Here is a 20983-nt window from a genome sequence, read left to right on the forward strand (position 1 = left end):
CGACGTCGGGCGCGACGCCGCACGGGGTGGTCAGTCGCGGGTGAGCTTGCGGTAGGTCACCGAGTGCGGGCGTGCCGCGTCGGCGCCGAGCCGCTCGACCTTGTTCTTCTCGTACGACTCGAAGTTCCCCTCGAACCAGTACCACTTGGCCGGGTTCTCCTCGTCGCCCTCCCAGGCGAGGATGTGGGTGGCGACGCGGTCGAGGAACCACCGGTCGTGGGAGACGACGACGGCGCAGCCCGGGAACTCCAGCAGGGCGTTCTCGAGCGAGCCGAGCGTCTCGACGTCGAGGTCGTTCGTGGGTTCGTCGAGCAGCAGCAGGTTGCCGCCCTGCTTGAGGGTCAGCGCCAGGTTGAGGCGGTTGCGCTCACCGCCGGAGAGCACCCCGGCCGGCTTCTGCTGGTCCGGGCCCTTGAACCCGAACGCGGAGACGTAGGCGCGCGAGGGCATCTCGACGTTGCCGACCTGGATGAAGTCGAGACCGTCGGAGACGACCTCCCACAGGGTCTTGTTCGGGTCGATGCCACCGCGGCTCTGGTCGACGTAGGAGATCTTGACGGTCTCCCCGATCTTGAGGTCGCCGTCGTCCAGGGGCTCGAGGCCGACGATCGTCTTGAACAGCGTGGTCTTGCCGACACCGTTCGGCCCGATGACACCGACGATGCCGTTCGGGGGCAGCGTGAAGGAGAGGTTGTCGATCAGCAGGCGGTCGCCGAAGCCCTTGCGCAGGTTCTTCGCCTCGATGACCACGGAGCCCAGGCGCGGGCCCGGCGGGATCTGGATCTCCTCGAAGTCGAGCTTGCGGGTGCGCTCCGCCTCGGCCGCCATCTCCTCGTACCGCGCGAGGCGGGCCTTGGACTTCGTCTGGCGCCCCTTGGCCGAGGACCGCACCCACTCCAGCTCCTCCTTGAGGCGCTTCTGGAGCTTCGCGTCCTTCTTGCCCTGGACTTCGAGACGCGCGGCCTTCTTCTCCAGGTAGGTGGAGTAGTTGCCCTCGTAGGGGTACAGGCGGCCGCGGTCGACCTCGGCGATCCACTCGGCCACGTGGTCGAGGAAGTACCGGTCGTGCGTGACGGCGATGACGGCGCCGGGGTACTTCGACAGGTGCTGCTCGAGCCACAGGACGGACTCGGCGTCGAGGTGGTTCGTGGGCTCGTCGAGGAGCAGCAGGTCGGGCTGCTCGAGCAGGAGCTTGCACAGCGCCACCCGGCGACGCTCACCACCGGAGAGCACGGAGACGTCGGCGTCCGGCGGCGGGCAGCGCAGGGCGTCCATCGCCTGGGCGAGCTGGGAGTCCAGGTCCCACGCGTTGGCCGCGTCGATCTCGGTCTGGAGCTTGCCCATCTCCTCCATCAGGGAGTCGAAGTCGGCGTCGGGGTCGGCCATCTGCTCGCCGATCTCGTTGAACCGCTGGACCTTGCCGAGGATGTCCGCCACGCCCTCCTGGACGTTGCCCAGGACGGTCTTCTCCTCGTTCAGCGGCGGCTCCTGCTGCAGGATGCCCACCGTGTAGCCAGGGGTGAGTCGGGCCTCACCGTTGGAGGGGGTGTCGAGCCCCGCCATGATCTTCAGGATCGTCGACTTCCCGGCGCCGTTCGGACCGACCATGCCGATCTTCGCGCCGGGCAGGAACGCCATGGTGACGTCGTCGAGGATGACCTTGTCACCATGGGCCTTGCGGGCCCGCACCATGGAGTAGATGTACTCAGCCACTGCTCTCCGCATCGCGTACGTGGGGTCTCGGCCGCCCGACGGGCGGCCGCTTCGGGACCAAGGGTAGGCCACCGGGACCCCGCGGATCTTCCCCGGGATGCGGACGGCGGCTGCTCCCCGGGATGCGGACGGCGCTGCCGGGCGGTAGCACTGCGGTATGGCGAACTCCTCGACCGGCGCGGTACTGCTCGACGCCGACGGCACCCTGGTGGACTCCAACTATCTCCACGTCGACGCCTGGTCCCGCGCGTTCGCGGAGGTGGGGCACCCGGTGGACGCCTGGCGCATCCACCGCTGCATCGGCATGGGCTCGGAGCTCCTGATCCCCGAGCTGCTGGGAGACGCCGCCCAGGCCGTCGGCGACCGCGCCAAGGAGATCCACTCCGACCTCTACGGCCGGGCGGCCGACCGGTTGCGCCGGCTCGACGGCGTCCCCGAGCTCGTCCGGTCGCTGCGCGAACGGGGACTGCGGGTCGTCGTGTCCACCTCCGCCTCCCCCGACGAGCTCGAGCACATCGAGGAGGTGCTCGACGTCGACGTCGACGGCATCACCGCCGCCGCCGACGTCGAGGACCCCAAGCCCGCTCCCGACCTCGTCGAGGCGGCCCTGGACGAGGCGGGCGTCCCGGCCGACCGGGCCGTCTTCGTCGGCGACTCCGTGTGGGACGTCAGGTCCTGCCGCCGCGCCGGCGTGCCCTGCGTCGGCGTCCTCACCGGCGGCATCAGCGAGGCCGACCTCACCGACGCCGGCGCCGTCGCGGTGTACCGCTCCGTCGCCGAGCTCCACGAACGCCTCGACGACTCCCCGCTCGCGCAGCTGTGGGCGTCCTGACTCAGGCCAACGCGTAGTCCTCCTCAGCCAGCTCCTCCGTCAGCTCGTCGGCGAGGTCCCCCACGTCGTCGGGAAGCTCCTGCCCCGTGAAGCGGGTGCCGTCAGGACCCGTGAGCCCGGCCTCCCGCGCACCGTCACCGCCTGACGCCGCCCCGGCCGCGCCTTCCGGCTCGGCGGCCGTGGAGGCCCGGACGGTCTTGGTGTAGACGCTCGTGCCGTTGGCCAGGTCGGCGCCGATGGCGTCGACCGAGATGACGTTGGCCGACCGCTCACCGTTCTCGCCCTGCCACGTCTCCGTGCGGAGCGTGCCACGCAGGATCACCGGCATGCCCTTCTTGAGGCTGGCGATGACGTTCTCGGCCAGGTCGCGCCAGGCCTTGACGGTGAACCACTGGGTCTCGCCGTCGCGGAACTCGCCCGTGGTGCGGTCGCGCAGGCGCGGCGTCGACCCGACACGGAACATCGCGAGGGTCACCCCGCTGGGGCCGACGTGGCGGACGGGGTCGCTGCCCATCCACCCCCGCACGGCGATCTGGATCTCGTTGCTCATGCTCGCTCCTCGGCTCACGGGCCGGCCGGGCGCCGGCCCTGCTCCAGAACGGTGCCTCGTGAGGCCGGAGCGACGCCGGCCGCCGGCGCGGAGCTGTGGAGGACGTGGCGAGCGAGGGCGCTGTGGATCCCCAGCGTCGGATCCTCAGCGCCCGAGGGCGGTGCGGAGCCGCCGGTGCTTCGCCAGCACCTCGCTCGTGGGGTCGGCCAGCATCCGACGCACCACCTCGTCGATGCGGCGCCGGGCCTCCGACCGGTAGCCCTCGGCGGACGCCCCCGCGTCCTCCAGCCGCAGCCGCGCGGAGCGGGAGAGGAGGAACCAGGCGGCGACGCCGGCCGCCACGGCGGGCAGCAGCACGGCCGGCCAGGGAAGCGCCAGGACCACCGCGAGGACGACCCAGGCGACGGCGAGGCCACCGACCCCGGCAGCAGCGGCGGCGAGCCTCGAGGCGCGCGGCGAGCGGGCGGCCGGCAGCGCGACACCACCGACCGCTGAGGTGACCGCGTCCCGCAAGGCAGGTGCGCCCGGCACCGCGGCGTCGACGGCGGCGGCCCACGTGGTCGGCAGACCGTCCTGCGCCCGGGCCACCCAGCCGTCCCGGACGGCGGCCACGGTGACGGCTGACGGCGGTTCGGGCGGGGCCACCGCCCCTCCGCGTCGCCCGCCGACGGCGGTCCGCACGGACTCGGCGACCGCGTCCACGCCGGCGGCCCGGGCGAGCTCCTCCACCGCGGGGCTGGTCTCGAGGACGGGCTCGGCCGGACCGACCACGTGGGCCAGCCGCGCGGAGACGGCGTCCACCTCGGCCAGCGCGGTGCGCAGGGACACCGAGGGCCGGGCCACAGCCTCGGCCAGGACCTCGCGCACCTCCTCGATCCCGGTGTGCTCGAGCGCCGACGTGGCGAGGACCCGCACCCCGGTCAGTCCGTCCCGGGCGAGAAGCTGGCGCACGTCGTCGGCCACCTTCCCGACGGCGTGCGGGGGCAGCGTGTCCGCGTGGTTGACGAGCACCAGCATGCTGTCGCTGCGCCCGGCGAGCGCCTTCAGGTAGCGGTCGTGCAACGCGTTGTCGGCGTACTTCTGCGGGTCGACCACCCAGACGAGCACGTCGACGACGGGCAGCAGCCGGTCCACCTGCACGGCGTGCTCCAGCGCCACGGAGTCGTGGTCGGGCAGGTCCAGGAGGACCATCCCGCTCAGCGCCCTCTCGTGGTCGCCGTCGAGGACCGACTCGCGCTCGATGCGTCGCGCCGGCGAGACCTCCAGAAAGTCGAGCAGCTCCTCCGCCTGGCCGCCCCAGACGCACGCCGCGGCAACCTCCGTGGTCGGTCGCAGGGCCCCGACGTCGGCGAACTGCAGCCCCGAGATCGCGTTGAACAGCGAGGACTTCCCGGACCCCGTCCCGCCCACGAGCGCCACGACCGTGCGGTCGGCGCCGAGCGCCAGGCGCTCCGCCACGGCGTCGAGGTCCGCCCGAGCCCGGGCGGCGTCGAAGGGGTCCACCAGGCCCTCGGCCGCGTCCAGCGCCAGCACGAGCGAGTCGGCCCGGTCCGCGAGCGCCGCGGCGTCGACCTCCGCGGGCTGCGTCGGCGCGGCGTTGGCGGCAGCAACGGCGGAGACGTCGGCGGGGGCGCCGTCGGCCACCTCGGCGCCCAGCGGTGCCGCGGTGTCCGGGGAGGGCCGGGTGTCCCCGCCGGTGGCGGAGCTCCCGTGCGTCTCGGAGGGCGTGGTGGTCGTCATGCGTGCTCCTTCAGCTCCGACGCGCGCAGCCGCAGCGCGGTGCCCGGCTGCAGCGGGAGCGCGTCGAGTTCCGCCAGGTACGGCTCGACGGCGGCGCGCACCGCCGACACCGCACGCCGGGCGAGGTCGTCGCGGGCGGTGTCCACCAGCTGCTCTCCGCCGGTCAGCCGCCGGACGGCTGCGGCGGCACCGGCGACGCCGGCCGCGCCGGCCTGCACGAGCGCGCCGAGCCCGTCGGGGCTGAGCGCCTCGTCCGCCCCACGGTCGCCGACTGCGTCACGCACCGCCCGGGCCCAGGCGGTGACGACGGCGCGGGCACCGTCGACCGCCGACGCCCGGTCCGGCGTCGTCCCGGAGGCGGTGAGCGCCTTCTCGGCCAACGCAGCCTGCGCCCGGACGCGACGGACACCGTCGGTCGCTCCCCGCAGGCCGTCGGCGACCACGAGCTGAAGGGCCGCCGTGGCCTCGGCCGCCAGATCGGCGGCCGCCGCGTCCCGGGCGGCGAGGGCCCGCCCCTGCCGGCCCGCCCGCGGCCGCGCACCCTCCTCGAGCAGGAGAGCCAGCGGGCCACCGGTGGAGGCCAGCGAGAGCCAGCGGGTCGTCGGGGCCCCGAGGCCCGCCTGGCCGTTCCGCAGCGCGTCGGTCAGCGCCTGCGCGGGCTCGTCGACGGCCTCCGCGGCGAGGCGGCGCAACTCGTCGGCGGCCTCGACCTGGGCGTCCGCGCCGGCGGCCAGTGCGAGCAGCTGCTCCCGCAGGGCGGCCCAGGCCCCCCGCGTGGTCCTGCGGACAACTCCTGCCGCGCGGTGCCGGTCGGCCACCAGCGCGAGCCACTCCTTCAGCTCGGCCACGACCGCGGCGTCGAGCGGACCCTCGTGCGGGCCGGTGTCCGGGACGACGAAGAGCGGGGCCGACCCGAGCCCGAGCCCGTCCATGCGCGCCAGCAGGTCGGCGCGGACCGCGGCGCGCACCCGCAGCGGCAGCCGGTTGAGCACGACGGCGGTCGTGATACCGCGCCCCTGGGCCTCGGTGAGCTGGCGCCACGGCAGGGCGTCGCCGTAACGGGCGGCGGTGGTGACGAACACCCACAGGTCGGCCGTCTCGAGCAGCCGGTTGGCCAGCGCGCGGTTGTCGGCGTGGACCGAGTTGAGATCGGGCGCGTCGAGGAGTGCCAGACCGACGGGCACCTCGGGGTGGGTGACCACCGTCGCCATCTCCGCGAGGGGGTGCCCGTCGAGGTCGGGCGCGTCGTCGGGATGGACCGCGACGACGGCGCGGCGCGTGGTCGGGCGCAGCACTCCCGCCTCGGTGACCTCCTCGCCGAGGAGGGAGTTCAGCACGGTGGACTTGCCCACGCCCGAGGAACCGCCGAGGACGACGACGGCGGGCGCGGACGCCCGGCGTAGCCGCGGCAGCAACCGCGCACCTGTCTGGACGAGCACCTGCTCGCGCAGCGCTCGCAGGTCCTCGGCGCCCGGCAGGTCCAGCGGGTAGGCGGCACGCTCGACGTCCGCCCGCAGATCGGTGACGACCGAGAGTCGCGGGCCACGGCCTTCCTCCCGCGCCGCCGAACCGTCCGCGGGAGCTTCCGGACGATCGTGGTTCAGGGTGGTCACGGCCCCATTGTCGGTGATGCGCGCGGCGTCCTAGGACAAGCGCGCCGGGCGCTACCCTCGTTCACCGAGCCCCCATAGCTCAATGGATAGAGCAACGGCCTTCTAATCCGTAGGTTGCAGGTTCGAGTCCTGCTGGGGGCACCACGGCGGTGCGGCACGTCCCGACTACGCTGACCGGGTGAGCCGAAACACCGCCCCCAAGGACCCGATCGTCTGGATCGACTGCGAGATGACCGGGCTGGACCTGGAGAAGGACGCCCTCATCGAGGTCGCCGTCGTCGTCACCGACTCCGAGCTGGTGCCGCTGGACGCCGGGCTGGACCTGGTCATCGCCCCGACGCCGGGCTCGGTCGAGCAGATGAACGACGTCGTGCGGGAGATGCACACCACCTCCGGCCTGCTCCAGGAGCTCGACCACGGCCTGTCGATGGCGGAGGCCCAGGAGCAGGTCCTCGCCTACGTGCGCCAGTGGGTCCCCGAGCCGCGCAGGGCGCCGCTGGCCGGGAACTCCGTCGGGACGGACCGCACCTTCCTCGCCCGGGACATGCCCGAGCTCGTCGAGCACCTCCACTACCGGATCGTCGACGTCTCCTCGATCAAGGAGCTCGCCCGCCGCTGGTACCCGCGCACGTACTTCCAGTCCCCTGCCAAGAACGGCGGGCACCGCGCGCTGGCCGACATCCTCGAGTCCATCGACGAGCTGCGCTACTACCGCGCGGTGCTCTTCCCGGCCGGTGACGGTCCCGACTCCCCGACCGCCAAGGCGGCCGCCGACGCGATCGCCGCGGCCCCGACCGCCGCCGTCGTCGAGGCGCTGGCGCAGGAGGCGGCCGAGAAGGAGGCCCCGGAGCACGCGACGACGTGACCCAGACCACGGCCGGTCGATTACGGGAGCCGCCGGCGGATCGGCTATGCTCGTCCACTGTTGCCGGGGAGTTCACGGCAGCATGGTGGGTGTAGCTCAGCTGGTAGAGCGCCGCGTTGTGGTCGCGGATGTCGCGGGTTCAAGTCCCGTCACTCACCCCGTCACGAGGAGGGCGGGCCGCATCGCGGCCCGCCCTCCTCGCCTTCCGGCGCACATCTCCGCGCCCGCGCCCGTGCGGTTCCGCGGGCAGCCGCCACGTGAGCGGTTCGGCGGTACGGCCGCGCGGTGCCTGACACACCGCGCGGCCGCTCCTCACACCCGGCGGGCCGTCACCAGAAGGCGCGCACCGCGATCGCGTCGGCGAAGTTGTCCACGGCGCCCGGGGTGGTGGAGAGGTAGAGCGAGGCGTCCACGAGAGCCACCTCCATGACGTGCATGCCGTCCTCCCCCTCGACTACGTCGATGCGGCAGTACGTCAGCTGCTCGTCCCGGCCCATCCGGTCCTTGATGTACGAGTGGATCGCCTTGCGGGCCTCCTCGCCCAGACGCCACTCGGCGTCCGTGGCCTCCCGCGCGTGCGCGACCTCCTTCGGCGCCTCGACCTGGCTGCGGAACGGACCGTGGAGCATCGCCTCCTTCTCCACGGCGTGGCTGACGAGCCCGTTCATGAAGATCAGCGCCGTCTCGCCGCGCTGGTCGACCGACTCGAGGTAGCGCTGCACCATCACGCTGCGCCCCTGCGAGAGCAGGTCCATCGCGTGCGAGATCGCCTGCTGGCGGGAGCCCGCGTCGACGGCGGTGTAACGGCCCGTGTCGTGCGCGCCGGAGGAGATGGCGGGCTTGACCACGAAGTCGCCGCTCGCCGGGAAGCGGGTGTGCACCTGGTGCTTGCTGAGGTTGCGCTCCGGCTCGAGCCAGACGGTCGGGATGGTCGGCATCCCGCGCTTCTCCAGCTCCACGAGGTAGTGCTTGTCCGTGTTCCACCGGATCACGTCCGCGTGGTTGCAGAGCCGGGGCACGGACTCGGCCCACCGCACGAACTGGTCGCGCCGGAGGGCGTAGTCGTGCACCGAGCGGAGGACGACCGTGCCGGCCGAGGACCAGTCCACGTCCGGGTCGTCCCACACGGCGATGCGAGGCTCGATGCCGCGGTCGGCGAGCGCGTCGGGCAGGGGTGCATCATCCTCGGACAGCCGCGGCAGCGCGGCGCAGGTGGCGAGGGTTACGATCGGCTTTGACACGGGGTCAACCTACCTTGCGTCGCCGCCTCCGGCGCCACCGCGCCCACCGGCCCCGTCCGGTTCCGCGGCGCTCCCCGGCGCCGGCCGCTGTCCGGCCGGTCGTGATCTCCGCCTCATCCACCCCCTCCGGGCGCTCGCATCCTGAGACGGCACCGTTCACGGTTCGCTCGCTGCGTCGCCTCGCTGTTTTTCTGGAACCAGTCGAGCCACCGACCCCCCGGCGGCTTCCGCCCGGCGCCCCCGGCGCCCGGCCCGGACCTATCCGAAGGACCCACCATGACCTACCTGCGCCGTGGCGGCGCGATCGCCGCGTCCGCCGCCCTCGCCCTCACCCTCGCCGCCTGCGGCGGCTCGGGCGCCGACGAGTCCGCCGAGAAGGGCTCGGAGGAGAACCCGGTCCGCATCGGGGTCGTCGGTGCGACCGACCCGCAGTGGCCCATCTTCGAGGACCTCGCGGAGGAGGAGGGCATCGCCGTCGACATCGTCGACTTCACCGAGTACACCCAGCCCAACCCCGCGCTCGCGGACGGCGACCTGGATCTCAACCAGTTCCAGCACATCCTCTACCTCGCGCAGTACAACGAGGCCGACGGTCAGGACCTGACCCCGATCGGCGCCACGGCGGTGTACCCCCTCGCGCTGTACTCCCTCAAGCACGACGCCGTCGAGGACATCCCCGACGGCGGCGAGGTCGCGATCCCCAACGACGTCACGAACCAGGCCCGTGCCCTGTTCGTGCTCGAGGAGGCCGGGCTCATCACCCTGGCCGACGACGCCGGCGTGGTCCCGGACCCGACCGACGTCGTCGAGGCGGAGTCGAAGGTCAAGGTCACGCCCGTCGACGCGAACCAGACGGTCGTCTCGCTCGACTCGGTCGACGCGTCCATCGTCAACAACGACTTCATCGACGACGCCGGCCTCAACCCGGAGGACGCCCTGTTCGCCGACAGCGCCGAGTCCGAGGGTGCCCGCCCGTACATCAACGTCTGGGTCGCGCGGGCCGAGGACGCCGACAACGAGACGTTCCAGCAGCTCGTCGAGATCCACAAGTCTCCCGAGGTGACCGAGGCCCTGCAGGAGTCCGCGGGCGGCACCGCCTCGCTGGCCGACCAGGGCCCGGCGGAGCTCCAGGACATCCTCGCCGAGGTCCAGGCGAGCCTGAGCTGATGAGGTCCGCCGCGCAGCGGACGGCGGTCCCCGGGAAGATGGGCGTATGAGTCCGATCATCCGGTTCGACGGCGTGCACAAGACCTTCGGCGAAGGACCGAAGGCCGTGCACGCCGTCGAGGACGTCACCCTCGACATCGAGGAGGGTGAGATCTTCGGCGTCATCGGCTACTCCGGTGCCGGCAAGTCCACCCTCGTCCGGCTCATCAACGGCCTCGAGCGGGCCACCTCCGGCACCGTTCAGGTCGACGGCCACACCGTCTCCGCCCTCAGCGAGAGGGAGCTGCGGCCGCTGCGCACGGACATCGGCATGGTGTTCCAGCAGTTCAACCTCTTCTCCTCCAAGTCCGTCGCGGAGAACGTCGCCTACCCGCTCCGGGTGGCCGGGTGGGACAAGGAGCGCCGGCGTGCCCGGGTGGCGGAGCTGCTGCAGTTCGTCGGCCTCTCCGACAAGGCGCAGGCCCGGCCCGCCGAGCTCTCCGGCGGGCAGAAGCAGCGCGTCGGCATCGCCCGCGCGCTCGCCAGCCAGCCCAAGATCCTGCTGGCCGACGAGGCCACGTCGGCGCTCGACCCGGAGACCACCCGCGAGGTGCTGGGCCTGCTGCGCCGGGTCAACTCCGAGCTGGGGCTGACGATCGTGGTCATCACCCACGAGATGGACGTCGTGAAGTACCTGTGCCACCGGGTGGCCGTCATGGAGCACGGCCGCGTCATCGAGCAGGGCACCGTCTACGACGTCTTCTCGCGGCCCCGGCACGAGGCGACCCGCCGCTTCGTCGGGACGTCGCTGCGCGACCGGCCGAGCCCCGAGGTCCTCACCCGCCTCGCCGCGAGCCACCCCGGCAGGCTGGTGACCGTGGCCGTCCAGGAGGACACCGGCTCCTCCGCCCGCATCATGCGGACCTTCGCCGAGCGTGAGGTCGACGGCGCCATCGTCTACGGCGGCATCACCGAGATCGGTGAGCGGCCGTTCGGCTCGCTCACGCTCTCGCTGACCGGCGACCCCGCGGCGATCGACCGGGCGCTGGCGGAGCTGCGCACGTTCACCGACGTCGAGGACTACCCCGCGCTCGCGGGGAGGGAGCGTTCATGAAGTTCGACTGGGCCAACGACTGGCCCGTCTTCGTCGAGGCGTTCTGGCAGACGATCTACATCGTCGCGCTGGCGCTCGGGATCGGTGGCGCCATCGGCCTGGTCCTGGGGCTGGTGCTCTACACCACCCGACGGGGCGGGCTGCTGGAGAACCGGTACGTCTTCACGGCGCTGAACGTCCTGGTGAACTTCGTCCGGCCGATCCCCTTCGTCATCTTCATCACCGCGGTGGGCCCGCTGACCATCGCGCTGACCGGGTCGAGGATCGGGACGGACGCCTTCATCGTGCCGGCGGCGATCATGGCGTCCTTCGCCACCTCCCGCATCGTCGAGCAGAACCTCGTGGCGCTCGACCCGGGGGTGATCGAGGCGGCCCGCTCCATGGGGGCCTCCCCCCTCCGGATCATCTTCACGGTGATCATCCCCGAGGCGCTCGCCCCGCTGATCCTGGGGTACACGTTCCTCTTCGTGGCGGTGGTCGACATGTCGGCCCTGGCCGGCATCGTCGGCGGCGGCGGTCTCGGTAACTTCGCCCTCACGCAGGGGTACCAGCGCTTCGACTGGGTCGTCACGTACGTGACGGTGCTCGTCATCGTGGTGCTCGTGCAGCTCGTGCAGTTCCTCGGCAACTACCTCGCCCGCAAGGTGCTCCGCCGGTAGGCCGGTCCCCGGGCGCACACGGCTGGGCCGGGGCTCGGCCCGGATCGCCCCCGCACGGGGCGACGGCGGAATACGCTCGTCGCAGCAGGGCCGCGGTGACGCCGTGCTCGCCCTGCCGCTGCACCGGCACGCACCGACGAAGGTGGTCGCCATGGAGAGGACCCGCCCAGGAGTCCCGGCGAGGTCACGGTGAGCTCTGCGGAGCTTTCCGCCCCCCGCCCGGTGGTGGCTGCCGTCGACGGCTCGGCCAAGGACGAGGCGGTCGTCCGGTGGGCGGCCGACGAGGCGGCCTGGCGAGGAGCCGACCTGCTGGTCCTGTACGCCTTCGACCACGTCGCTCCCCTCCCCACCGCCTACGCCGCCGGTCAGCGCGTCACCGGCGCGGCGCAGGAGCGGGCCGCCAGGCGCCGGCCCGGCCTGGCCGTGACGACGCGGGAGGTGCTCGGCGACGCCACGTCCGCGCTCCTCGACCTGACCCGGGGGGCGTCGATGGTCGTGCTCGGCTGCCGCGAGCGCGGCCGGCTGACCAGCTCCGTGCTCGGGTCCGTGTCCCGTGCCGTGGTGAGCCGAGGGCACGGGACGGTCGTCGTCGTCACCGGCCGGCAGGAGCTGCCGGAGGCGCCGGTCACGGTGTGGCTGGACGTCGGGAGCGAGACGGCCGCCCCCCTGGCTCTCGCCCTCGCGGAGGCGGCCCGGCGGGGGACGACGCTGCGGGTGGTGCACCCCGCGGCGGGACAGCGGCCGCCGGAGAGCCGTCGGGCCGACACGCTCCTGGCGGCCGCGCGCGAGCCGTTCCCCGGTGTGCCCGTGGAGGTCGTCGAGACACCCCTGGACGCGGTGGAGGCGTTGAGGGACGAGGGGGCACGGTCGTCCCTGATGGTTCTCGGCCGCCCGCTGCGGGGCCCGGCGCGCGGGCCGGACTCCGTCGTCCAGGCCGTGCTGCACGCGGCCCCCGCCGTCGCGGTGGTGGCGGCACCGGCGGGCGGCGCGGGCACGGCGGGCGGGCCGGCCCCGCGGAGCGCGGCGCGGGGGTGAGTCCGGGTGCCGTCGGTCGAGCAGGCCGCGTTCTGGGCCCAGGACGGCACCGCCGTCCTGGAGGCGCTGGACTCGGCGCCGCGCGGTCTGGCCGGCACCGAGGCCGCCCGGCGGCTCGACCGCGACGGCCCGGCGACGCTCGTGGCCCGCACCAGGCACCGCGGTGTGCGCCTGCTTCTCTCGCAGTTCTCGGGGCCCGTCGTCCTGCTCCTGCTCGTCGCGGCCGTCATCGCCCTGGTGCTCGGGGACACCGTGGACGGTGCGGTCATCCTCACGATCGTCCTGGCGAGCGGGCTGCTGGGGTACTGGCAGGAGCGCGGCGCCGACCGGACGATGGCCGCCCTCCTGGCCCGGGTGCACGTCACGAGCACGGTGCTGCGCGACGGGGCCGAGACCGTGGTGCGCCCGGACGAGATCGTCCTGGGCGACGTCGTCGTCCTGCGCGCAGGAGATCTCGTGCCCGCGGACTGCCGCGTGCTGGGCAGCCGGAACCTGCTGGTGGACCAGGCGGCCCTGACGGGCGAGTCGTTCCCCGTCGAGAAGACCGCCGGGCCCCCGGCAGCCGCCGACGCACCCGTGCCGGAGCGCACCACTGCCCTGTACCTCGGCTCGCACGTCGTCAGCGGCGCCGGCGAGGCCGTCGTCGTGGCCGTCGGCCGCGCCACCGAGTTCGGGCAGGTGGCGGCGGACCTGCAGAGCCGTGACGTCACGACGGCGTTCGAGCGGGGGCTGACCGACTTCGGCCTGCTGCTGGTGCGCGCCATGGCGGTGCTGGTGTCGGCGATCTTCGTCATCGACCTGCTGCTCGGCCGGCCGCTCGTGGACTCCCTGCTCTTCTCGCTGGCGCTGGCCGTCGGCCTGACCCCTCAGATGATGCCGGCCATCGTGGCGATCAGCCTCTCGGCCGGCGCCCGCCGCATGGCGGCCGAGAAGGTGGTGGTGAAGCGGCTCGACGCCATCGAGGACCTCGGCGGCATGACCGTGCTCTGCACGGACAAGACGGGGACCCTCACCTCGGGCGACGTGCGCCTCCGGGCGGCCCTGGCACCGGACGGCGTGGCCGACGACGAGGTGCTGCGGCTCGCGCGCCTCAACGCCGGGCTCCAGCGCGGGTTCGCGAACCCCCTGGACCGCGCCGTGCTCGACGGCGTGCAGGAGGTCCCCCCGGGGCGTGCTCTCGGCGAGGTGCCGTACGACTTCAGCCGTCGCCGGCTCTCCGTGCTGGTCGGGGCGGACGCCGACGGACCCCCGCTCCTGGTCACCAAGGGGGCGTTCGCGGAGACGGTCGCCGTCTGCGACCGGGTGGAGCTGGACGGGCGGGTCTCCGCTCTGGACGACGCGGCGCTGCGCTCCGTCTGGGACGCGCAGGACTCCCTCGCCGCCGAGGGGCTGCGGGTGCTCGCGCTGGCGACGCGGCAGCTGCCGACCGGCGTTCAGGTGAGCGCGGCCGACGAACGGGGCATGACGCTGCGCGGTCTGCTGGCCTTCGAGGACCCGCCGCGGGCCGACGCCGTGGCCTCGGTCGCCCGGCTGCGGGAGGTCGGCGTCGGCGTCCGCCTGGTGACGGGCGACAGCGCGGCCGCCGCCCGCGTCGTCGCCGCGGCGGTGGGGCTCTCCCCCGCCGGCATGCTCACCGGGCGCGACCTGGCGGCGCTCGACGACCGGGCCCTCGCGGCACGCCTCTCGGCGGCGGAGGTCGTGGCGGAGGTCGACCCGCTCGAGAAGGAACGAGTGGTCCGCCAGCTGCGACGCCGCGGCGAGGTCGTCGGCTTCCTGGGCGACGGCATCAACGACGCGCCCGCGCTGCACGCCGCCGACGTGGGGCTCTCCGTCGACACCGCCGTCGACGTGGCCAAGCAGGCGGCCGACGTCGTCCTGCTGGACAAGAGCCTCGGGGTGGTCGCGGACGGGGTCGTGCTGGGCCGGTCCACCTTCGCCAACACGCTGAAGTACGTCCGGGTCACCGTCTCGGCGAACTTCGGCAACATGCTCTCGATGGCGGCCGCGGCGGCGTTCCTGCCCTTCCTGCCCATGCTGCCCCGCCAGATCCTCGTGCTGAACTTCCTCTCCGACATCCCCGGGACCACGATCGCCGGCGACTCCGTCGACCCGGAGCAGGTCGCCCGTGCCCCCGCGTGGGACACCCGGTCGATCCGCCGGTTCATGGTGACGTTCGGGCTCATCAGCACCGCCTTCGACCTGCTGACCTTCCTCGTGCTGCGGCAGGTGTTCCGCGCCGACGCGCCGTTGTTCCGCAGCGGCTGGTTCGTGGAGTCCACGCTCACCGAGCTGGCGGTCATGCTCGTGCTGCGCACCGGCCGGCCCTTCTACCGCAGCCGCCCCGGCGTGGGCCTGCGGCTCACGAGCGGCGTCGTCGCCGTCGTGGTGGTCGCGCTGCCGTTCACGCCCCTGGCGGCCCCGCTCGGCCTGGTCCCGCTGCCTGCCGCGCTGCTCGCCACGCTGGCCGTCCTGCTGGCGCTGTACGTTCTCATGAACGAGCTCGCCAAGCGCGCCCTCGCGCCACGCCCGCGGCAGGCTCCTCCCCCGGCCCGCTCGCTGCTGCGTCGACGACGGCGGCCGCCCCGGGCGCCGTCGTCCACGGCCGCCCGTGGCTAGGCCCACCGGCGGGGCCGGCGCCGTGGAGCCTGCCGTCACGGTCGTCGACGACCCGGTGCCGGAGACGGTGCGGGAGTTCTCCGACGCGGTCGGCATCGTCCTCGCCGTCCTGGGCGTGACGCTGACGCTGCTCCTGGCGTCGTTCGCGCACGGCACCACCACCGGCCTCGCGCAGGACGTGAAGGGCCTCGAGGGGGTGCTGCGGCAGTTCGTCATCGTCCCGGCGGCCATCCTCGAGCGGGTCGTCGCGCTCGTCCTCCCCCTCGCCGTGCTCGCCGAGCTCGTCGTGCGGCGCGAGACCCGGCAGGCCGTCTCCAGCCTGGTGGCCGGGGTGCTCGGGGTCGTCGTGTGCTCAGCGGTGGTCGCCCTCCTGCGCCGCGCAGGACCCGCGGACCTGGTGCTGGGCCTCTCCGTGGTCCGCGACGGCTCGCCGGAGCTGTCCGTGCCCGTCTCCCTGGCGATGGTCGCCGCCCTGCTCACCGCCGCCGGGCCGCGGAGCCGACGGCGCAGCGTCGCGTGGTCGTGGCGCGCGGTGTGGGTGACCGTGGGCATCCTGCTCGTGACCGCGCAGGCCGCGCTGCTCGGTGCCGCGCTCGCCCTCCTGCTGGGACGTGGGGTCGGGCTGGCGGTGCGGTACGTCGTCGGCGTGCCGACCGGGCGCGCGTACGGCGAGGAGCTCGTGGGCGCCCTCCGCCGGGCCGGGTTCCGGCCGGTCCGCATCACCCGGTGCCCGGGTGCGGGGCACCGCCGGTACGCGCTCACCACCGAGGACGGACGAGAGCTCGAGATGACCGTCCTCGACAGCGACCGCCAGGTGGCCGCGCTGCTCTCCCGCCTGTGGGAGGCGGTGCGGGTCCGGGAGGTCGGCGCGCCGCCGCTCTCCGCCCGGGAGACCGCCGAGCACCTCGTGGCCCTGACGGCCCTGGTCCGGGAGGCCGGCGCCCGGATGCCGGCCGTGCGCGCCGTCACGGTCGCCCGAGACTCGACGGTGCTCGTCCAGGACCGCCCCGGCGGCGCTGCCCAGCTCTCCCAGCTCGCCCCGGTGCAGATCACCGACGAGGTGCTGCGCCTCGTCTGGCAGGAGCTGCGACGGGTCCACCGGTGCGGCGTCGCCCACCGACGCCTCAGCTCCGGGTCGGTGCTGGTGGAGCTGACCGGCCCGGACCCCGGGGTGTGGTTCACCCGGTGGGAGTCCGGGTCGATCGCCGCCTCGGAGCTGGTCCGGCGCGCCGACCTCGCCCAGATGCTCACGCTGCTCGCCGTGCGGGTCGGCACCGACCGCGCCCTCCGCTCCGCCCGCGAGTCGCTCACGCCGGACGAGCTGGCCGGGCTGGTGCCGCTCCTGCAGCCCGTGGCGCTGCCGCGCGCGACGCGGGAGGAGCTGCGGGGCCGGCGCGAGCTGCTGGCCGAGCTCCGGTCCGCCGTCGTCGGGCCCGGCGGGGACGCCGCCGCCGCGGAGCCGGTCCAGCTGGTGCGTCTCGGCGGCCGTCAGGCGTTCACGGCGACCGCGGCGACGGTGGCCGTCGTGGTCGTGCTGACCACCGTCAACCTCGACGACATCTCCGCCGCGCTCACCGCGGGCGACTGGCGCTGGAGCGTCGCCGCCTTCCTGCTCGGGCTCACGACCTTCGCGGGGGTCGCGGCGACGTACGTGGCGCTCGCCCCGAAGCCCGTGCCCTTCGGCAGGGCCGTTCTCGTCCAGGTCGCGGCCTCGTTCGTGGCGCTCGCCGCGCCCGCCCTGGTCGGCCACGCCGGGATCAACGTCCGGATGTTCACCCGCCAGGGGATCGACACCGCCCGCGCCCTGGCCGCGGTCGGGCTCGTGCAGGTCTCGCAGTTCGTGGTCACCGTGCTGCTGCTCGTGGTCCTCGCGGTGCTCTCCGGCGCCTCGACGGCCCCGATCCCCACCACCAGCCCGGCCACGCTGCTGACCCTGGCCGCGGTGGTGGGCGCGGCCGGCGCCGCCCTCCTGGTGCGGCCCCTGCGGGAGTGGCTGGCACGCAAGGTGCTGCCGGTCGTCCGCCAGACCTGGCCGCTCGTGGTGACGCTCGTCAGCCACCCGCGCCGGCTCGCCCTCACCGTGCTCGGCAACGTGGTGACGAGCCTCGGCTGGATCCTCGCGCTGTACTGCTCCCTCGCGGCCTTCGGCACGCACCTCAGCGCCATCCAGGTGGCGCTGGTCTACTTCGCGGGGAACGCCGCCGGGTCGGTGGTCCCGACACCGGGCGGGATCGGCTCGATCGACGTGGCCATGATCGCCGGCCTGACGGCGGTCGGGGTGGGCCCGGGCGTGGCGGTGTCCGCCACCGTCGTCTTCCGCGTCGTGACGTTCTGGGTGCAGATCCCGCTCGGCTGGGTGGCGCTGCGGCACCTGATGCGCCGCAACGCCGTCTGACCCGCCGCCACCGACGTCGGCGACGAGCACCGCCACCCGCGTGGACGCGCCGCCCCGCGGCTCAGTCGCCGTCGCCGTGGACGGCCGAGGAGCCCACCTGGTCCGCCCACACGGCCCTCGCTCCCGTGTCACCCACGCGGTACACCTGCACCCCGGTCGCCAGCGCGAGCACGACCGTGAGCGCCGCGACCGCCGTCGCGGCGACGCCGCGCCCACGGCGCCCCGCCCGCCGGCGGTAGCGGTCGACCAGGACGAGGACCCACAGCACCGCGGCCAGCGCGAGCCCGAGCCACAGGAGCTGGCCACCCAGCGCCGCGTGCACACCGGGCTCACCCACCCGCCTCTCGAGCGCCTCGCCGGACTGCGTGGCCACCGGCAGCGCCAGGGCGGCCAGCGTGGCGACGACCGCCACGACGGGCAGGTACCGCCGCCAGCGCGGCACCAGGATCGTGGCGATCGCGCCGAGCACGGCGAGCGGGATCAGGACGACCACCGCGTGCACCACGAGCGGGTGCAGGGGCAGTCCACCGATGAGATCGAACATGGCACCATCCTTCGGGTTTGGTCGGGCGAGGTCAGAGCCCGGGCGGGGTCCGACCGTCGGTCGGTCCGAGCACCGGGCAGGTGCGGAGAAGGCCGCCGTCGTGGGCGACGACGTCGACCTGGTACCCGGCGGTCGCCGCCCACCGCGCCGACCCGGCGCCGGAGACGTAGGTGGCCGTGGCGAGGACGTCGGCCCACAGCAGGGTGGGGCCGGAGACGGTCACCGACGCCGGCCCGTCGGCAGCGCCGCCCGCTCGCGGGTCCCAGATGTGGTGGCCCCGGCGGGCCGCCCCGGAGGTGGCGACGCCGCCGTCGCGCATCGTGATGACGGCCCTGAGCCGGTCCGGGCGCTGCGGGTCCTCGATCCCGACGCGCCACGCCGGACGGCCCTCGTCCGCCACGTGGCACAGCAGGTCGCCGCCCGCGTTGACGTAGAAGTCGGTGCCGGGCAGGTCGTGGAGGGGCGCGGCGGCGCGCTCGACCGCCCAGCCCTTGACCAGTCCGGTCGGGTCGACCCGTGACCCGCCGTCCGGCAGCGGTCGGCGGGCGTCGATCGCCCCTGCGGTGAGCTCCCGGGCGAGCTCGCACAGGTCGAGCACCTCGCTCACCTCCGGCGGGCACTGCTCGGGCGTCAGCACGCCGTCGGCGAGGAGGCTGACCGCCGAGTCGGGTCGGTAGGTGCTGAACATGCCGTCAAGACGCCGCAGCTCCGCGTAGACGGCGGCGACGGACCGCTCCGCCCCTGCCGGCAGGTCGGGGGCCCGCAGGTGGATGCTGACGGGCATGCCCATCACCGTCCGGTGCCAGGCGCGCGTGCGGAGGGCACCGGCCTCGGGCGCGGCCAGGGCGGTCACCGCAGGCCCGCCTCGTCGAGCGCCGACTGCAGCGACTGGATGTACCCGGTGCTCGTGACGGTGGCCCCGGTGACGGCGTCGATCCTGGCACTGCCGGCCTGGACCGTCTCCTGCTGCAGCATGGGCACGGCGTAGGAGTTGATCTGCGCGTCCATGGAGTTCTCGTGCGGCACCTGCACCGCCGTGGCGTCGACGACGTGGCCGTCCCGGACGGTGATCTCCACCTGCACGTTGCCCCACTGGGTCCCGACGGCGGCACCCGTGTACGTGCCCGACGGCGCCTTCGACGCTCCGGCCGAGGACCGCCCCTGCGACGGCGCCGCCCCGCCCGCCCCTCCGCCGGAGGCGGACGCGCTGCCGCCTCCGGCGGAGGAGGTCCCGGTGGGGGCGGCGCCGGCGAGGCCCTGTCCGGTGGAGGTGGGGTAGGACAGCAGCAGGACGAGCCCGCTGGCGGTCATGGCACCGGCGACGACGATCCTTCTCATGGCGGCCCTCACATCGTGAATCGTTCGAGGTGGATCTGGTCCGTGGGGACGCCGGCTCTCAGCGCGGCGGCCCGCGCGTGCTCCATCCAGAGGTCCGGGCCGCAGATGTAGACGTCGCGCTCGGCCACGTCCGGGACGATCGAGACGAGCGCCTCGGCGTCGTCCCAGTCGGCGGCCTGCACAGGCAGCCACGAGGGGCGTCCGGGCACGCGGCGTCCGGGGAGCTCGACGACGTCGGCACCGCGCCGGTGGGCGATCGCCCTGATCTCCCCGCGCAGCACGAGGTCGTCCTCCGAGCTGGCCCGGTAGAACGGCACCCGCGCCATGAGGGCGACCTGGACGAGCATGAGGTCCGCGGCGACGAGCCCCGTGAGCCGCCCCGCCGTCGTCAGGGCCGCGGATCCGCCGGCGAGCAGGTCGGTCAGCCCGCCGCCGTGCACCCACAGTGCGAGCACGGCCAGCATCGAGCCCCAGGCGAGCAGCCCCGCGAGGTCACGCCACCACGTCGGGACCCACGCCCTGAGGATTCGGGTACGGGTTCCGGGTGCGGCGGCCGCCGAGGTCATGGGCCGAGCGTGCGCCGCCTGCCTGGGAGCCAGCAGGGCGTGGACAGAGAATTCCCTGGGATGACGCAAGGTCCCCGCCCCTTTGAGCGGGGCGAGGACCTTGGGAAGTACACCGCCTGGGACTCGAACCCAGAACCCACTGATTAAGAGTCAGTTGCTCTGCCAATTGAGCTAGCGGTGCTCGGTGCGAAAAGTGACTTTACTGCACAGCGCCGGACCCCTCCAACCCGGGACGGCCGTCGGACGGGTGATGTCCGGCACACCGGGTCGTCGAGCCCCGAGGCCGCGTGCACGGAGGTTCCCCCTCCGCGCATCGGGTCCGGGTCGCCGGGGGCGGGCGGCGGGCCGTGCGGGCCCGGGCCCCGCCCGGTAGAACCGCCGTATGAAGTTCTACGCGGACCTGCCCGCACGCCGGGCGCGACAGGTGGCGGGCGACGCCCTGGTGGCGGCGTGGGTGGTGGTGTGCGTCCTGCTCGGCCGGTCGGTCCACGACCTCCTCGCCTCCGCGGCCGAGCCGCTGCGCAGCGCGGCCCAGGTCGGCAGCGGCATCGAGGACGGCATGGGCGACGCGGGCCGCGGCGCCGGCCGGGTGCCTCTCCTCGGCGAGCAGCTCAGCCGGCCGTTCGAGGCGGTCGCCTCAGCCGGTGGTCAGCTCCGCGACGCGGGCGTGGCGGGCGCGGAGCGCGTCGAGGCGCTGGCCGTGCTGGTCGGCATCCTCCTCGCGCTCCTGCTGGCCCTTCTCGTCGTGCTCCCCTGGCTCGGGACGAGGCTGCGGTACGCGGCCCGAGCCGGGGGCGTCCGGCGCCTGCAGGACGAGCCGGGCGGGGCGGACCTCCTCGCGCTGCGCGCGCTGACGCTGCGTCCGGAGCGCTCGCTGGCCGTCGTCGGACCCGCCGCCGCGGCGGCGTGGCGCGCCGGCGACGACGCGACGACGGCGGCCCTGGCCGCGCTCGAGACCGAGCGATGGGGCGTGGCGGCCCGGGGCGGGGACCGGCGAGCGGGAGCCGAGGCCTAGC

General features: G+C 74.2%; 18 protein-coding genes and 3 tRNA genes. 11 read left to right on the forward strand and 10 right to left on the reverse strand.

From position 1 onward, the window contains the following. Positions 1-30 precede the first annotated feature (30 nt). Positions 31-1713 carry an energy-dependent translational throttle protein EttA gene (ettA, locus tag ATJ97_RS05210; protein ID WP_098482824.1) on the reverse strand — a complete coding sequence of 561 codons (1683 nt, stop codon included), beginning with the start codon at positions 1711-1713 and terminating at the stop codon, positions 31-33. Between the two features lie 157 nt (positions 1714-1870). Between ettA and ATJ97_RS05215 the strand changes: the two genes are divergently transcribed. Continuing rightward, complete coding sequence (locus ATJ97_RS05215; RefSeq protein WP_098482825.1) at positions 1871-2545, forward strand: HAD family hydrolase; 675 nt, start codon at positions 1871-1873, stop codon at positions 2543-2545. Position 2546: 1 nt separating this feature from the next. On the opposite strand, the gene ssb is transcribed toward ATJ97_RS05215, so the two are convergent. From ssb to ATJ97_RS05230, 3 genes are all read right to left on the reverse strand, one after another. Beyond that, entirely contained in the window at positions 2547-3095 is a 549-nt protein-coding gene (gene ssb, locus ATJ97_RS05220) for a single-stranded DNA-binding protein (protein ID WP_098482826.1), read from the reverse strand. A 144-nt stretch (positions 3096-3239) separates the two neighbouring features. Then, positions 3240-4835, reverse strand: coding sequence for a GTPase (locus ATJ97_RS05225; RefSeq protein WP_098482827.1), 1596 nt, complete (start codon positions 4833-4835; stop codon positions 3240-3242). Continuing rightward, complete coding sequence (locus ATJ97_RS05230) at positions 4832-6448, reverse strand: GTPase (protein ID WP_098482828.1); 1617 nt, start codon at positions 6446-6448, stop codon at positions 4832-4834. The genes ATJ97_RS05225 and ATJ97_RS05230 overlap by 4 nt, the downstream gene beginning before the upstream one ends. A 68-nt stretch (positions 6449-6516) precedes the next feature. Here ATJ97_RS05230 and ATJ97_RS05235 point away from each other — a divergent pair. From ATJ97_RS05235 to ATJ97_RS05245, 3 genes are all read left to right on the forward strand, one after another. Further along, a tRNA-Arg gene (locus ATJ97_RS05235) sits at positions 6517-6592 on the forward strand. Positions 6593-6626: 34 nt separating this feature from the next. Continuing rightward, a complete protein-coding gene (orn, locus tag ATJ97_RS05240; protein WP_098482829.1) occupies positions 6627-7313 on the forward strand; it encodes an oligoribonuclease in 687 nt (228 codons plus the stop codon). An 85-nt stretch (positions 7314-7398) separates the two neighbouring features. Then, positions 7399-7471, forward strand: a tRNA-His gene (locus ATJ97_RS05245). A 171-nt stretch (positions 7472-7642) separates the two neighbouring features. On the opposite strand, the gene ATJ97_RS05250 is transcribed toward ATJ97_RS05245, so the two are convergent. Continuing rightward, the gene (locus tag ATJ97_RS05250; RefSeq protein ID WP_098482830.1) at positions 7643-8554 is read right to left on the reverse strand and encodes an ATP-grasp domain-containing protein; all 912 of its coding nucleotides are present in this window, start codon (positions 8552-8554) and stop codon (positions 7643-7645) included. A gap of 276 nt (positions 8555-8830) precedes the next feature. Here ATJ97_RS05250 and ATJ97_RS05255 point away from each other — a divergent pair, with 276 nt between their 5' ends. The 6 genes from ATJ97_RS05255 (at position 8831) to ATJ97_RS05280 (ending at position 17519) form a co-directional block, all read left to right on the forward strand. Then, positions 8831-9721: a MetQ/NlpA family ABC transporter substrate-binding protein gene (locus tag ATJ97_RS05255; protein WP_098482831.1), complete on the forward strand. Its 891-nt coding sequence runs from the start codon at positions 8831-8833 to the stop codon at positions 9719-9721. A gap of 46 nt (positions 9722-9767) precedes the next feature. Further along, positions 9768-10814, forward strand: coding sequence for a methionine ABC transporter ATP-binding protein (locus ATJ97_RS05260; RefSeq protein ID WP_098482832.1), 1047 nt, complete (start codon positions 9768-9770; stop codon positions 10812-10814). Beyond that, entirely contained in the window at positions 10811-11473 is a 663-nt protein-coding gene (locus tag ATJ97_RS05265; protein WP_098482833.1) for a methionine ABC transporter permease, read from the forward strand. The genes ATJ97_RS05260 and ATJ97_RS05265 overlap by 4 nt, the downstream gene beginning before the upstream one ends. A 189-nt stretch (positions 11474-11662) precedes the next feature. Next, positions 11663-12508 carry a universal stress protein gene (locus tag ATJ97_RS05270; RefSeq protein WP_098482834.1) on the forward strand — a complete coding sequence of 282 codons (846 nt, stop codon included), beginning with the start codon at positions 11663-11665 and terminating at the stop codon, positions 12506-12508. A gap of 6 nt (positions 12509-12514) precedes the next feature. Further along, on the forward strand, positions 12515-15124 hold the full coding sequence (mgtA, locus tag ATJ97_RS05275; RefSeq protein WP_098482835.1) for a magnesium-translocating P-type ATPase: 2610 nt from the start codon (positions 12515-12517) through the stop codon (positions 15122-15124). Then, on the forward strand, positions 15117-17519 hold the full coding sequence (locus ATJ97_RS05280; protein ID WP_143426876.1) for a lysylphosphatidylglycerol synthase transmembrane domain-containing protein: 2403 nt from the start codon (positions 15117-15119) through the stop codon (positions 17517-17519). The genes mgtA and ATJ97_RS05280 overlap by 8 nt, the downstream gene beginning before the upstream one ends. A gap of 61 nt (positions 17520-17580) precedes the next feature. On the opposite strand, the gene ATJ97_RS05285 is transcribed toward ATJ97_RS05280, so the two are convergent. From ATJ97_RS05285 to ATJ97_RS05305, 5 genes are all read right to left on the reverse strand, one after another. Continuing rightward, positions 17581-18063, reverse strand: a complete 483-nt coding sequence (locus tag ATJ97_RS05285) for a DUF2231 domain-containing protein (RefSeq protein ID WP_098482837.1) — start codon at positions 18061-18063, stop codon at positions 17581-17583. A gap of 31 nt (positions 18064-18094) precedes the next feature. Next, complete coding sequence (locus ATJ97_RS05290; protein WP_245862160.1) at positions 18095-18916, reverse strand: FAD:protein FMN transferase; 822 nt, start codon at positions 18914-18916, stop codon at positions 18095-18097. Further along, the gene (locus tag ATJ97_RS05295) at positions 18913-19401 is read right to left on the reverse strand and encodes an FMN-binding protein (RefSeq protein ID WP_098485252.1); all 489 of its coding nucleotides are present in this window, start codon (positions 19399-19401) and stop codon (positions 18913-18915) included. The genes ATJ97_RS05290 and ATJ97_RS05295 overlap by 4 nt, the downstream gene beginning before the upstream one ends. Positions 19402-19409: 8 nt before the next feature. Then, positions 19410-19967: a hypothetical protein gene (locus tag ATJ97_RS05300; protein WP_143426877.1), complete on the reverse strand. Its 558-nt coding sequence runs from the start codon at positions 19965-19967 to the stop codon at positions 19410-19412. A 108-nt stretch (positions 19968-20075) separates the two neighbouring features. Further along, a tRNA-Lys gene (locus ATJ97_RS05305) sits at positions 20076-20148 on the reverse strand. 201 nt (positions 20149-20349) lie between these two features. Here ATJ97_RS05305 and ATJ97_RS05310 point away from each other — a divergent pair. Next, the gene (locus ATJ97_RS05310) at positions 20350-20982 is read left to right on the forward strand and encodes a hypothetical protein (protein ID WP_098482839.1); all 633 of its coding nucleotides are present in this window, start codon (positions 20350-20352) and stop codon (positions 20980-20982) included. Position 20983 lies beyond the last annotated feature (1 nt).

This window comes from Georgenia soli (assembly GCF_002563695.1).
Classification (GTDB): domain Bacteria; phylum Actinomycetota; class Actinomycetes; order Actinomycetales; family Actinomycetaceae; genus Georgenia; species Georgenia soli.

Coding starts and splice junctions, on each gene's coding strand:
- ATJ97_RS05215 (WP_098482825.1), top strand. CDS start 1,871: ATGGCGAACTCCTCGACCGGCGCGGTACTGCTCGACGCCGACGGCACC.
- ssb (WP_098482826.1), bottom strand. CDS start 3,095: ATGAGCAACGAGATCCAGATCGCCGTGCGGGGGTGGATGGGCAGCGAC.
- ATJ97_RS05225 (WP_098482827.1), bottom strand. CDS start 4,835: ATGACGACCACCACGCCCTCCGAGACGCACGGGAGCTCCGCCACCGGC.
- ATJ97_RS05255 (WP_098482831.1), top strand. CDS start 8,831: ATGACCTACCTGCGCCGTGGCGGCGCGATCGCCGCGTCCGCCGCCCTC.
- ATJ97_RS05260 (WP_098482832.1), top strand. CDS start 9,768: ATGAGTCCGATCATCCGGTTCGACGGCGTGCACAAGACCTTCGGCGAA.
- ATJ97_RS05265 (WP_098482833.1), top strand. CDS start 10,811: ATGAAGTTCGACTGGGCCAACGACTGGCCCGTCTTCGTCGAGGCGTTC.
- ATJ97_RS05285 (WP_098482837.1), bottom strand. CDS start 18,063: ATGTTCGATCTCATCGGTGGACTGCCCCTGCACCCGCTCGTGGTGCAC.
- ATJ97_RS05295 (WP_098485252.1), bottom strand. CDS start 19,401: ATGAGAAGGATCGTCGTCGCCGGTGCCATGACCGCCAGCGGGCTCGTC.
- ATJ97_RS05300 (WP_143426877.1), bottom strand. CDS start 19,967: ATGACCTCGGCGGCCGCCGCACCCGGAACCCGTACCCGAATCCTCAGG.
- ATJ97_RS05310 (WP_098482839.1), top strand. CDS start 20,350: ATGAAGTTCTACGCGGACCTGCCCGCACGCCGGGCGCGACAGGTGGCG.